Raw genomic sequence first — 13261 nt, 5'->3', positions numbered from 1 at the left:
CAACGCGCCCCAACCGCCCGGCCAAACCGAAGCGATTGGGGCGCGTTTCTATCGAAGGCCCAGCCACAGGCCCGCGAGCATGCCCGCCACCAGGGCGATGTCCAACAGCGTCGACCCGCCCGCAAACACGGGCACGAAGCCGTCCACGGCTCTAAGCCGTCTGCCGCGTGCGGATGGCATCGGTCACGATGCCCCTGCTCATAAGATAGGTGACCAGGAAGTACCCTCCGTAGCACAGCAAGAAGATCGCGCAGGTGAAGCCCACGGTGAAGCCGATGGAAAGCCCGCCGAACAGCTTGATGATCTCGATGACCACCTGCAGCGCCACCATCGAGTGCGCGATACCCATGACGAGCGGGAAGATGAAGAACACCGCCTGCTGCGCCAACACGGAACGCGTGATCTCGCGCTTCGAGGTGCCCAGCTCGGACAGGATCCGATAGTTCTTACTCGAATCGGCCACGCCCGACAGCTGCTGGATCGTCAGGATTGCCGCGCATGCGACCACCAGCACGAAACCGATGTAGATAGCCAGGTAGCTGATGAGGCCGTTCATGGAGTTGGTGCTCTCGTAACTCTGCGAACGCGTCATCTCCATACCCCACAGGCCGCTCTGGGTACCGTCGGCGTTCAGGACGTTGCCCCACGAACGGTCGCGGCGCACGTAGCCCTCCGTCTCGTCATAGGAAAGACCGAGCTTGTAGTTGGCCAGCAGATAGCTGCTATAGAGGGGCAGGTCGAGGTCATCGATGACGGCGTCCGGCACGATGATGGTTCCGGAGTTGCTTCCCATCGAGGCGTTGGCGAAGGAGCTCGCGGTGTCGTCGACGCGATCGGCTACGGGTGCCAGCGTCCTTCCGGCGAGCTTGATGGGCACGCCCTGCGCAAGCGCAGCGTCGTAGATGGCGTTCACCGTCTCGCCCATATCGCTCGTGAGCAGGTAGCCGTCCTTACCCAGGTCGACACGGGGCTTGCCGCGGAAATCGAGATAGCGGTTGTAATCGCTCTCCCCCATCACCTGCAGACCCAGCAAGGTGACGTTGCTCGACGCGGTGCCCGCGGGCAACGGCATGTCGACGGCGTCCGCGATCTGGTTCAGGGTGACCACGGGGTCGCCCGCCCCCGCAGGATGCGAGTCGTATACATCCACCTGCACGTGCTCTCCGATGATGCGCGCGAGGTCGAAGCGCTCCTCGTCGGCCTTCTCCGGATCGACCACGTTGTTCTCGCTCGCCTGCAAGATGTCCACGGGCTTCTCGGCGAGTTTCATGGGCGGATAACCCTCGGCCTCGTACGCCGCGACCTGCTCGGGGTCGTTCACCACGTCGGGCCCGTAGTACATGAGAATGCGCGTATAGTCCGCCGGCGTGTTGCGCTCCACGCTCGTATTCATCACGTTGGCGATGGACATGCCGCCCGTCACGCTCGTGATGGCCAGGAACAAGATCATGGCGATGACCGCCATCGAGAAGCTCACGGTGTTCACCTTCGCCGCAAGCTGGCGCATGGTGAACATGTTGAGACCGCGCCAATACATGCCGCGGGCGCTCTGCAGCACCTTGAGCAGGAAGCCCGAGAAGCCGAAGAAGAACAGGATGGTGCCGGCGATAACGATGCCCGTCGTCACCATGAACTGCTGAAGGGCCTCGTCGTACTCGCTGGGTGCCGCATCGACCGGCAGGCCGTCGCGCAGGAGGCGGTAGTACGCCCAGCCGATCAAGCCCGCGCCCATAATGAAGATGACGGCGGACAGGATGGGGTTGCGCGTCTTGACGGCCTCGTTCTTGCGCCCGGCGCTCATAAGGTCGATCACCTTGGCGCGGCGCACCACGCCCAGGTTGAACAGCAGCGTCACCATGAAGATCGCGAGCAGGCAACCCACGGTTATGCCGAACGCCTTCATCGAGAAGAAGAAGTGGAAATCAGCGATCTGCGTCTTGAACAGCGAGGCCGTGAAGAACGTCATGAGCTGGGAGAACCCCACGCCCAACACGATGCCGAGCACCAGGGCGGCACCCGACACGATGGCGGTCTCGAGCGCCATCACGCGCGAAACCTGGCCGCGGCTCATGCCGAGGACCTGGTAGAGGCCGAACTCCTTCTTTCGCCGCTTCATGATGAAGCCGTTGGCGTACACCATGAGGAAGCCCATCACCAGCGCCAGGAACATGGTGAGGCCGCTCATGATGGAGCCGAGCAGCTCCGGCAGCCCCTCTTCCTGCAAAACGATAGACGCCTGAACCGAGATGGTGTTGAACGCATAGAACACCGTGACGGCCAACGTGAGCGTGAGCAGGTAGACCAGGTAGTCCTTACCCGCGCGGCGCACGTTGCCCCAAGCGAGCTTACAGAGCATCGGAACCCTCCCCGCCCATCATGGCCACGACCTCCATGATGCGGTCGAAGAACGCGCGGCGGGGGCTATCGCCGCGGCGCAGCTCGGTGAAGATGCGGCCGTCGCGGATGAACAGCACGCGGTTGGTGTAGCTCGCCGCGAAACTGTCATGCGTCACCATGAGGACCGTGGCCTGGTCGCGCTGGTTCATGGTCTCGAGGCTCTCGAGCAGCAGGCGGGCGTTCTTGGAATCGAGCGCGCCGGTGGGCTCGTCGGCCATGATCACAGCGGGGTTGGTAACGAGGGCGCGAGCGGCGGCGACGCGCTGCTGCTGGCCGCCGGACATCTGGTAGGGATACTTGTCGAGCGTCTCGGCGATCGAGAGTCGCTTGGCGACCGCCTCGACGCGCGTCAGCACCTCCTTCGCGGGAACACGCGCGATGGTGAGCGGCAACGCGATGTTCTCGCGCGCCGTAAGCGTATCGAGCAGGTTGGAGTCCTGGAAGATGAAGCCCAGCTGCTCGCGACGGAAGCGCGTGAGCTTATCGTGCTTGATCTTGGTGACATCGGCGCCGTTGATCAGCACCGAGCCGCTGGTTACCGTATCGATGGTCGACACGCAGTTGAGCAGCGTCGACTTACCCGACCCCGAGGGGCCCATAATGGCGACGAACTCGCCGCGCTGCACGGTGAACGACACGTCGTCCAGAGCGCGCATCACGTTGCCGCGGGCACCGTAGACCTTCTCGATATGCTGGACCTCCAGCACGGGCTGGACCGACGTCGACGAGCCACCCGGGGACACGGCGTGCCGACCGATGAGACCGTTGGGGGAAGCGCTATTCGCAACCATGAGCTACTCCTTCGTTTCGCGCGCTTATCGGGAGGCGGCGGACATGATCCAGATCATGCCCAAGCACAGCACCGCCATGACCACGAGGCAGCCGACCATCTGAACGGCCGTAAGGCCCGCACGGACCACCACGCCGCGGGGCTCCTGCACATAGGAAGCCTCGTAGGGATTGGGATATGCCATATCGTTCGTATACTTCATAACGAACACCTCCTTGACCCTATACTCGCAAGAGCCCCTGTTGGCAACCATCGATTTGACTTACGCCTCACTTTCGTTTTCGTAAGGTTGACGCGAGGGCAGCGCGGGACGCCAGCGCTGCAGCGCAGCCGAGACGCTATCATGGATAGTTCGACCAGCCCCCGAAGAGAACGGACCATCGTGAAGACCGTACGCGTAGCGGCAGGCATCATATGCGACGAATCAGGCGACGAGGTGCTGGCGGTGCAGCGCGGCTACGGCGAGATGGCGGGACTCTGGGAATTTCCGGGCGGCAAGATCGAGCGCGGGGAAACCGCCGAGGAAGCCTGCGTACGCGAGCTGCGCGAAGAGCTCGCCATCACCGTGACCGACCTGCGCGATTTCTACACCGTGGAATACGACTACCCCGCATTCCACCTTTCGATGGACTGCTTTCTCTGCCGCATCGAATCAGGCGAGATCACGCAGACCGAACAGCAGGAGATTCGCTGGGTCAAACGCGCCTCGCTCGCCGAGCTCGCCTGGATGCCCGCCGATATCGGCCTAGTAGACGCCCTCGTTGGAGCGGGAGACGCCGAAGGGGACGCACGCCAGGTCAAGCGTCGCGGAGACAGCAAGAGATCGATGCAGGGCAACAAGCGGGCCGACACCAAACCCGAGATGCTCGTGCGGCAGCGACTCCGGGCGGCCGGCCTCACCGGCTACCGGCTCCAATGGAAGAAAGCGCCCGGCAGGCCCGACATCGCGTTTCCGGGGCGAAAGGTCGCCATCTTCGTCAACGGCTGCTTCTGGCACCGATGCCCGCACTGCAACCCGAGCGTGCCGAAGCGCAACACCGAATTCTGGGAAGCGAAGTTCCGCCGTAACGTCGAGCGCGATGCCGCGGCCATCGCCGCGCTCGAGGACCTCGGCTGGACCGCCATCACCGTCTGGGAATGCGAGCTCAAGAAGGCGCGCATCGACGAGACCATGGAGCACGTCGTTGCGACCGTTCGTGCTGCCGATCGACATATGCGCAGCTAGATGCGCACTATCAACGGATAACAAGGCACCTTCTCCACGTTTCATCGACCATTTCACCACGAGAGCACCACGGTAGACGGTATTTTATTCAGGGTTAAGCGGTAGGTTATAGTCACTTTTTCTTTATCTACCTGCACTTTTACACAATGTGCCATAACGTGTAAGTGAGAATTAAGCTTTAAAAACGCGAAGGAGCGGTGATAATAGGTACAGCGCATCGCCAGAGCAGCGACTGCGGTGCGTATGGTACAGGTGGACGGACGAGGAGGTCGACGCATGCATTCTCCCAAAGACGCAGCTCGTACTTCCCAAGTACGGCTATCCCGACGTGCGAACCATTTCTCCTTCCCCCCGACACAGAGAACTGGCCTCCTCGACTCCACCGATCTTTCCAGCGGCCTCATGTAAGGGCATAGGCTGGACCGTTCGTTTCTACGGCTGCATGAAGCGTCACCGTGTGTATCCCCTTCCTCGCACAGCGGACGCGCAGCGCAAACGAAGCGACTCTAGGACCCGGGCACATGCTCGGGTCCTTTCTTTTTTCGCGCGGATGCCCGCTCTCCGCTCGAACCGACCCCCCCTAACAACAAATGGGCGCCCGCATACGCGAGCGCCCATTCGCCTTACCTGAAGCACGCTTCCTCTGAACGCGCGCCCTACATGAGCTTGGTCTCCTCGAGCTTCTCGATGATCCAGTTGTTCGCACGGATCACCGGACGGCGGAACACGAGGCCCAGGGCGAGCGACGGAATGAGATAGCTCGCAAGCAATCCCATCTCGACCCAATACTCGGAACCATAGGCACCGGCCATGGCCGCATGCATCGCGTTGATCCCATGCGTGAACGGCAGGAACGGATAGACGGACTGGAAGAAGTCGGCCGTCATCTCGATGGGGAACGTTCCGCCCGACCCTGCGACCTGCATGACCAGCAGCACCACGGCGAGCGCCTTGCCGATATCGCCGAACGACACGGTAAGGGTGTAGATGATGTTGCAGAACACGAAGCTCGCCAGCCAGCCCGTAAGCAGGAACTGCCAGGGATGCAGGCACTGGATGCCGAAGAACAGGATGTCGCCCGCACATACGAGCGTGCTCTGGCACAGCGCCAGCAGGGCGAAGAGCGCAAAGCGCCCCAGATACAGCTCGTGCAGGCGCACATCATCGAGCCGCTGCTTCACGCGGTCGTCGACACCCACCTTGAGCATGGCCGCCAGCACGATACCGCCCACCCACAGCGACAAGATCGTATAGAACGGCGCCATGGCCGAACCGTAGTTCTCTATATGGAAGACCGGGCGCTTGTCGAGCCCCACGGGGGCTGCCAGGGCATGGGCGAGCGCCTCGGGATCGTTGCCGATCAAGGAGCGAATCGCCTGGATATCGCCGGTTTGGGCAGCAAGGTCCAGCTTGTCCTTCACCTGCTGCAGATCGGTTGCAGAGGTATCGAGCACCCGTGCGGCGTCGCCCAGCACGCCCTGCACCGACGCAAGGTCTTTTGCCAGCGAATGAGAGGCCGCGCTCAATCCGTCGACGGTCTCATCCAAGCCGTCCGCGATGTTGGCGCTCGCGGCCGTAATCGACTCCACGGAGTCCGCGAGTTCGCCCGCCTGGCCCTTGAGCGTCTGCTCGTAGTCCGACTTCACCTGCGTAATGCTCGCCTTGGCATCGGCAATGAGCTGCTTGATATCGCTACGGCTCTGCTCGATATCGGCTGTGCCGGCAGCCAGGTCGTCCGCCGCGCCGTTCAGCGCGCCCTCGAGCTGGCGCTGCTTGGTCGCGATCGAGTCGAGCTTGGTGGCGATGGCCTGGAGCTTCGCGGAGATCGTGGGCTTCAGCAAGCCGTCGGGGAGCTTGGCGTCCAGATCGCGCACATCCCGAGCCAGGGACTCGGTCTTCGCCGCGCGCGAACCCACCTCGGCGGCAACCGCCCGCAGTTGACCCTGCGTGTCACCCGACTGCTGGCCCACCGCGCCAAAAGCCTTGTCGACGGCCTGCGACACGGCGTCGAAGCTCGAAGCGCTGTCCTTGAGCGCCTGGTTGATGGCGCCTGTGGCGCCGCCGAGCGCATCCTGGATGTCCACCAGACCCGCCTTTGCATCGCCGAGCAGGGCCGCAGCGTCGTCCGACGTCGTACCGGAATCGCCCAGCAGGGTGCCCGTCGACTCCATAAGGCCCGAAGCCGAGCCCACCAGGTCGCCGAACGTGCCCGTGTTCGCCGCGGCGTCGCGCAGGCTCTCGATACCCGTATCGAGCGTGCCGCTCAAGTTGGCCACGAAGTTCACCACCTCGTCACCGCTCATAAAGTCAAGCAGGCTCGATGTAGCGGCCAGCCCGATATCGCCCACCGTAGAGGTAAACGTCTCGTCGATCTGCTGGCGTATGGTGCTCGCGCCCTTATCCGTGACGCGCGGGGCGATGGCGTTGGCCTTTTGGTTCTCGTAGTAGATGATGTCCGAGTGCCTCACCTCGGTGGAGAAGAGCGTCATCATATTGGCTGAGAAATCGCGCGGGATCACCACGGCGGCGTAGTAGTCGCCCGCCTTCACGCCCTCGATAGCCTTGTCCTCATCCACGAACACCCAGTCGAGCGCGTCGTTCGCGCGCAGCGAAGAGGTGACGGAGTCGCCCATGTTCACCTTGATGGGAATGAGGTCGCTCAGATAGCCCTCGTCCTCGTTGGCTACGGCAACCTTGAGGTTGCCGGTATTGCCATAGGGATCCCAGCTGCCCGCGATATTGAACCACGCATACAGGACCGGCACGATCACCAGGCCCACCATCACGATGAGGCCGATGACGCTCGTATGGATATGCTCCATATCATCGCGGAAGATCTTCCAGATGTTCTTCATTACTCATCGCCCCCTTTCGTCATGTCATAGCGCGGCAGGGCCACCTCGGCCGTGCGCGCCGCCTCCGCCGACGCCTCCTGCGCGCGGCGCTCGGCCGGCATCGTCATGCCGGCAGCGCGCGCCGCCAGCGGCGACACCGAGACATGTTCGGAGATCTCGCGGCGCAAACCCTCGTCGGACAACTCGGCCACGCGCAGCTGCATATGGAAGCTCTCGCGGAAATACTCGACCACGATCATGTAGGCATCGGCCGCGATGATCGCCACGATCCACAGCACGAGCATCACGATCTTGCCGTCGATGCTGAGGTCCAACGTCGCCGTGAGCACGAACAGCAGCACCGGAAGGCCGAACACGAGCACGAAGCCGGCCTTGATCAGGGAGGGGTAACGCGTCTCGAAGCGCTCGGCGCGCTCGACCAGATCGCGACGGTACGTCTGCACGTCGAGCAGGGCGCGCATGGCCACGCGCAGCGAGTAGCGCTCGCGCGGACGGTCGTCCTTCTCGCAGATCATCACGCCGGTCGCCGCCAGCTCGCGGTCGAACAGCAGGTTGAGGTTGAGCACCAGCGGACGCAGGAAGACGCCGATGGTGAGCGCCACGGCCAGGAATACGCCGAGCACCAGCAGGTTATACAGGTAGTCCATGCCGTACATGCCGCCGATGGTCTCGCGCATCGCATTGATGCCGTAGGTGAAGGGCAGCAGGGGATGCAGCCCCTGGAAGAACGCCGGCATCATCTCGATGGGATACATGCCCGACGACCCGGGAATCTGCACGATCACCAGGATGACGGCGATGGCCTTGCCGATATGCTTGAACGTGATTCCCAGCGCGTAGATGATATTCACGTACACGAAGGAGATGAAGACGCCTGCCAGCATGAAGAGCGCAGGCTGCACGCACTGCACCCCCAGCATCAGGTCGCCCGCGCACACGATGAGCGCCTGCACCGCGCCCAGCGCCACCAGCAGCAGCCAGCGGCCGAAATACGCTTCACGGGCGCTGAACTCTCCCAGGCCCTCGGGATCGACCTCGAGCTTGATAATGGCGATGAGCACGAAGCCTCCCACCCAGAGCGCCAGGTTGGTATAGAAGGGAGCTACGCCCGAGCCGTAGTTATCAACCGGGTACACAGCCTTGGTCGTCAACTTGACCGGGCTCGACATGAAATCGGCCATGTCCTGCGGATCGACATCGAACAGCCCCGAGAGCTTGTCGAGCGACCCCGAGCTGCGCAGGGCCGCCACGTCGGTCACCGTGTCGTTGAGAGTGTCCTTGAGCTTCCCAAGCGAGGTATCCGTCTGCGACACCGCCGTCTTGGCCTGGTCGAGCGTCGCATCAAGCTGGTCGAGCAGGCCGATCGCCTGCTGCACCGTTGGCTGCAGCCCCGCGACGACGCCCGTAAGGTCTCCGGAAACCGCTGAGAACGAATCCATGCCGCTGGATAGCTTCGGCATCACATTGGTTGCAAAATCCTGCTGAGCACCCGAGACCGATGCGATACCCTGCTGGGCCGCATCGTTCATGGCGCTGGACGCGCCGGCCACGGCCGCTGCGGTATTCTTCACGTCGTCGCTTTGCGTCTGCAGCGCGTCCTTGACCGTCTGCAACTGTCCCAGCTGGGCCTCGAGCGCGCCGATGATGGCGCTGGTATCTCCGACGCCCGTGATGTCCTTGATGTCGCTCAGGATCTGGTTGATGTCGTTGATGACCATCTGCACGTCGGCCAGGGCTCCGTCGACCTTGCCCGCCGCCCCCGTGATAGAACCGGCAGCCTGACCGATGGCGGTATTCGCCTTGGCGGACGCCGCGCCCAACTGGGCCATGCCGCCAGACAGCGCAACATTGAGCGCGGAGCCGAAATCTCGAGCAGATGCACGGGACGTGGTGAGAAGCGCATCGCCCTTGCGCAGGGCATCGGTCAGAGCCGGCACCTCGTCGGACATGGCGGCCAGCGTTTTCTTCGCCGACGCAACCGCGCCCTTGGTGGTGTCGATGGTTCCCGTGGTGCCACCCAGCGCCTCGCGCACGCCGTCGAGCGCACCGACAGCCTGCTGGACGCCATGCATCAGGCCGCTCTGCGCATCGCCGCCTTGTTCGTTGATCTGCACCCCCGCCGCCTGCAGCTGCTCCACCAAGGTCTCGCTTACCGTGGAGACGAAGGTCTCGTTGATCTGCTCCTCGATGGTCTGCGCGCCGGTGTCGGTCACCTTGGGCGCGATGGCGTTCTTCTTCTCGTTCACGTAGTAGATGAGACGGGGCTTGTCGAACGTGCCCGTGAGCATGCTGATGAGGTCCTGGCTAAAGTCTTTCGGAATCACGATGGCCGCATAGTACTCGCCGGACTCCACGCCCTCCTTCGCTTCGGCGGTCGTGGTGAACTCCCAGCCGAGCTTATCGTTCTGCTTGAGCTTCTCGACCGTCTGGCCGCCCGCATCGAGCGTTCCCACCAGGTCGTTTGTCACGCCCTCGTCGTTGTTGGCGATAGCGACGCGCACGCCCTGCGTGTTTCCGTATGGATCCCAGTTCGCCACGATGTTGTACCAGGCATATAGCGAGGGGATGATGCACACGCCGATGGTGATCACAAGCGCCACCGGATTTCTTAGGAGACGCCTGACATCCCGCTTGAATATTTCAACTGCCTTCTTCACTTGCACCATCCAACCTGATCGACTCTGTTCCCCGCATGCGGCGGCCCGCGCTCGGCAGGCGCCCCGGCAGTAATCTTTCACATGATTTTCTGCACTATACAACGGATGTGTACAAACGTACACATGGGGAGAATCATGGTACCCAGCTGTGCAGAAAAGAAGCACATTCGAAGCATATCTAACATTTGTTTCATTATTTTAATGTGTCTGTTAAGAACAGCAGGCAGGTGCCGGCCCGCATCCCATGAAGCTGACATCCAAGGAAAAGGGGGCGTCGCCCCCCTACGTTCTCTATATATATGGCTGTAATACGCGCTGCGCTAACGGCAGGCCCAGACCCGATGCTCGGTTGCGATGAAATCGACCGGGACGTCGAAGCCGTCGATTGGCAACGGGTTGGAACTGATCTGCATGATACGGGCGAGCGCGATCTTATCGCCCGGATAATGCCACAGGAAGCGGTCATAGCACCCGCCACCGTAACCGATGCGATGCCCCTGTGCATCGAACACCAGCCCCGGAACCAGGCACACCGAACCGAAGAGCTCCGCGGCATCGATGCGGGCGCAGACGCGCGTATCGGGCTCGAGGATGCCCTTATATCCTGCAACCAGCTGCCCCGCGCCCTCGATACGGTAGAACGCCAGCTCCTTGGTGGTCGGATCGACCACGGGAGCGCCCACCGCGCGACCCTGCGCGAGCACATGCTCCACAATGGCAGACGTATCGACCTCGGCACCGCGAGATACATAGGTGAGCACCAACGGCGCCTGGTTGAAGATATCGAACGCGAAAAGCGAGGTCCGGATAGCGCGATCGGATTCGGCCTTCAGGCCGGCGGGCAGCTGGCGGCGCGCGGCCAGGTACCCGGCACGCAACGCGGTCTTGTCGGCATCGGTTCCATATGAGCTTGCCATGCGCTTTCCCCCAAGCCTTCCAGCGCTTCGACTAGCCCCCTATTCTAGCAGCTCGCCGCAGAGCGCCGGTCCGCAAGCCGCCTGATAGCGCACGACCCCGCTCGAATCGATCGGGCGGGGTCGCATGACGGCTCGATAGAACGGTCCGCGCTTACATCAGGCTGCAGATGTTCTGGGCAAACGCAACGGGATCCTCGGGCAAAATACCCTCGACCAGCAAGGCCTGGTCATAGAGCAAGCCGGCATAGCGCTCGACCTTCTCGGCATCGCCCGCCTCCTGGGCGGCGGAGAGCTTGGCGAACACGGGATGCTTCGCGTTGAGCTCCAGTACGCGCACGGTCTTGGGCATGCCCTCGATATCGGCCGACGCATCGCGGGCGAGGACCTTCTCCATCTCGAGCGACAGCGGTCCCTCGGTGGTGATGCAGGCGGGAGCATCAGTCAGGCGCGCGGAGACCGCGACCTTCTCGACCTTATCGCCCAGCGCGTCCTTCATGGCGGCGAACAGGTCGCCATGCTCGCGCGTAGCGTCCTCGGCCTCCTTCTTCTCGTCCTCGGTCGCCAGATCCAGGTCGCCGGTGGCAACGTTCTTGAACTCGATGTCGCGGTCCTCGAGCTCGGGCTCGGCGCCGTCGGCCACGGCCTTCGCAGCGGCCTCGCGAGCCGCATCGTCCTCGTAGACCTTGGGCAGGCCGCACGCATGATAGGCACGCATGGCCTGGAAGGTGAACTCGTCGACGTCCATCGTGCACAGCAGCACATCGTAGCCGCGCTCGAGCACGCCGCGCACCACCGGCATCTTGGCCAGGCGATCGCGGTTATCGCCCGCAGCGTAGTAGATGGCCTTCTGGCCCTCGGGCATAGCGGCCGCGTATTCGGCCAGCGTGACCATCTTGTTCTCGCGGGCGCTCCAGAACAGCAGCAGATCGGCCAGCTCGGAAGACTTCATGCCGTAGCTCGAATAGATGCCGAACTTCAGGCCGCGGCCGAAGTTCTCGAAGAACGCCTCGTATGCCTCGCGGTCCTCGTCGCGCATGATCTTGAGCTCGCTGTTGATCTTCTTCTCGATGCGCTTGGCGATAGCACGCAGCTGGCGGTCCTGCTGCAGGGTCTCGCGCGAGATATTAAGCGAGATATCGGCGGAATCGACCACGCCGCGCACGAAATTGTAGTAATCGGGCAGCAGATCGGCGCACTTCTCCATGATCATGACGTTGGAGCTGTAGAGCGACAGGCCCTTCTCGTACTCCTTGCTATACAGGTCGAACGGAGCGCGGCCGGGGATGAAGAGCAGCGCGTCGTACTCGAGACCGCCCTCGGCATGGAAGCTGATGGTGCGCGCGGGGTCGTCCCAGTCGTGGAAGGTGGACTTATAGAACTCGTTGTAGTCCTCCTGCTCCACATCGGAGCTGCGCTTCTTCCAGATGGGGGTCATGGAGTTGATGGTCTCGAGCTCCTGGTAGTCCTCGTACTGCGGCTGGTAGTCGTCGCCAGCGTCCTCGGGACGGGGCAGCTCGCGGCTCTTCGACACCATCATCTGGATGGGATAGCGCACGTAGTTGCTGTAACGGGTGATGAGGTCCTTCAGGCCCCACTCGGTGAGGAAGGTGTCGTAGCTCTCGCCCGGCTCGCCGTTCTCGCCCGGCGTGTTCTCGCGGATCGTCAAGATGACGTCGGTGCCGTGCTCGGCGCGCTCGCCCGCCTCGATGGTATAGCCCTCGAGGCCGTCGCTCTCCCATACATGCGCCGCATCCTCGCCGAACGCGCGGCTCACCACGCGCACCTTGGAGGCCACCATGAAGGCGGAATAGAAGCCGACGCCGAACTGGCCGATGATATCCACGGCGCTGCCCTGGCTCTCGGCGTTCTCCCGCTTGAATTCCTGGCTACCCGAGTGGGCGATGGTGCCCAGGTTGCGCTCGAGGTCGTCGGCGGTCATGCCGATACCGTTGTCGGACACCGTAAGCGTGCGCGCATCGCGGTCGAACGAGACGCGGATGGCCAGGTCGCTCTGGTCGAGCTGGATGCTCGAATCCGTCAGGCTCTTGAAGTTGAGCTTGTCGACGGCGTCCGACGCGTTGGAGATCAGCTCGCGCAGGAAGATCTCCTTGTTGGTGTAGATGGAATTGATCATGAGGTCGAGCAGCTTCTTGCTCTCGGTCTTAAACTCGCGCATGCGCACATCCCTCCATACAGCGGGGCGCGCATGGGGCGCCCCCTTCATTGACGGCACCTATCGTACCCACATTGGTGCTCATAAAACCTAAGCGATAAAGACTTAGATTATTTGCATATTGAGAGATGAACGCACGGCGGTGCGGAATCCGCGAACGCGAAAGAAAAGCGCCAGCGCGAGAGCGCTAGCTGTTAAGTGCCAAGACGTTGTTTACATCTCGATGGTGACAAATAGGGAGGGCTCC

8 protein-coding genes are annotated in these 13261 nt (G+C 62.5%); 1 reads left to right on the top strand and 7 read right to left on the bottom strand.

Going from position 1 to position 13261, the window contains the following annotated elements:
* Positions 1-151: 151 nt before the first annotated feature.
* The 3 genes from E4J93_RS00035 to E4J93_RS08040 all read right to left on the bottom strand — a co-directional run bounded on the left by E4J93_RS00035 (position 152) and on the right by E4J93_RS08040 (position 3389).
* A complete protein-coding gene (locus E4J93_RS00035) occupies positions 152-2356 on the bottom strand; it encodes an FtsX-like permease family protein (RefSeq protein ID WP_147587448.1) in 2205 nt (734 codons plus the stop codon).
* A complete protein-coding gene (locus E4J93_RS00030) occupies positions 2346-3053 on the bottom strand; it encodes an ABC transporter ATP-binding protein (RefSeq protein WP_255431854.1) in 708 nt (235 codons plus the stop codon). The genes E4J93_RS00035 and E4J93_RS00030 overlap by 11 nt, the downstream gene beginning before the upstream one ends.
* 159 nt (positions 3054-3212) lie before the next feature.
* Complete coding sequence (locus tag E4J93_RS08040) at positions 3213-3389, bottom strand: hypothetical protein (protein ID WP_187231533.1); 177 nt, start codon at positions 3387-3389, stop codon at positions 3213-3215.
* 180 nt (positions 3390-3569) lie between these two features.
* Between E4J93_RS08040 and mutT the strand changes: the two genes are divergently transcribed.
* Entirely contained in the window at positions 3570-4412 is an 843-nt protein-coding gene (gene mutT / locus E4J93_RS00025; RefSeq protein WP_147587446.1) for an 8-oxo-dGTP diphosphatase MutT, read from the top strand.
* Positions 4413-5068: 656 nt separating this feature from the next.
* Here mutT and E4J93_RS00020 read toward each other — a convergent pair.
* From E4J93_RS00020 to htpG, 4 genes are all read right to left on the bottom strand, one after another.
* Complete coding sequence (locus E4J93_RS00020) at positions 5069-7267, bottom strand: YhgE/Pip domain-containing protein (RefSeq protein ID WP_147587445.1); 2199 nt, start codon at positions 7265-7267, stop codon at positions 5069-5071.
* Positions 7267-9933 (bottom strand): YhgE/Pip domain-containing protein, encoded by a 2667-nt coding sequence (locus E4J93_RS00015; RefSeq protein WP_147587444.1) that lies wholly within the window; start codon positions 9931-9933, stop codon positions 7267-7269. The genes E4J93_RS00020 and E4J93_RS00015 overlap by 1 nt, the downstream gene beginning before the upstream one ends.
* A gap of 311 nt (positions 9934-10244) precedes the next feature.
* On the bottom strand, positions 10245-10841 hold the full coding sequence (locus tag E4J93_RS00010) for a 5-formyltetrahydrofolate cyclo-ligase (protein ID WP_147587443.1): 597 nt from the start codon (positions 10839-10841) through the stop codon (positions 10245-10247).
* A gap of 151 nt (positions 10842-10992) precedes the next feature.
* On the bottom strand, positions 10993-13017 hold the full coding sequence (gene htpG / locus E4J93_RS00005; RefSeq protein WP_147587442.1) for a molecular chaperone HtpG: 2025 nt from the start codon (positions 13015-13017) through the stop codon (positions 10993-10995).
* Between the last annotated feature and the right edge of the window lie 244 nt (positions 13018-13261).

The sequence above is a fragment of the Collinsella sp. BA40 genome, from assembly GCF_008014645.1.
GTDB lineage: Bacteria > Actinomycetota > Coriobacteriia > Coriobacteriales > Coriobacteriaceae > Collinsella.
The sequence above is the reverse complement of the archived record's forward strand: the minus strand, read 5'-3'. Positions and strand labels throughout refer to the sequence as shown.

What these genes read in the sequence shown, in the direction of transcription:
- E4J93_RS00035 (WP_147587448.1), bottom strand. Translation starts at nt 2,356, where the DNA reads ATGCTCTGTAAGCTCGCTTGGGGCAACGTGCGCCGCGCGGGTAAGGAC.
- E4J93_RS00030 (WP_255431854.1), bottom strand. Translation starts at nt 3,053, where the DNA reads ATGCGCGCTCTGGACGACGTGTCGTTCACCGTGCAGCGCGGCGAGTTC.
- E4J93_RS08040 (WP_187231533.1), bottom strand. Translation starts at nt 3,389, where the DNA reads ATGAAGTATACGAACGATATGGCATATCCCAATCCCTACGAGGCTTCC.
- E4J93_RS00020 (WP_147587445.1), bottom strand. Translation starts at nt 7,267, where the DNA reads ATGAAGAACATCTGGAAGATCTTCCGCGATGATATGGAGCATATCCAT.
- E4J93_RS00015 (WP_147587444.1), bottom strand. Translation starts at nt 9,933, where the DNA reads ATGGTGCAAGTGAAGAAGGCAGTTGAAATATTCAAGCGGGATGTCAGG.
- E4J93_RS00010 (WP_147587443.1), bottom strand. Translation starts at nt 10,841, where the DNA reads ATGGCAAGCTCATATGGAACCGATGCCGACAAGACCGCGTTGCGTGCC.
- htpG (WP_147587442.1), bottom strand. Translation starts at nt 13,017, where the DNA reads ATGCGCGAGTTTAAGACCGAGAGCAAGAAGCTGCTCGACCTCATGATC.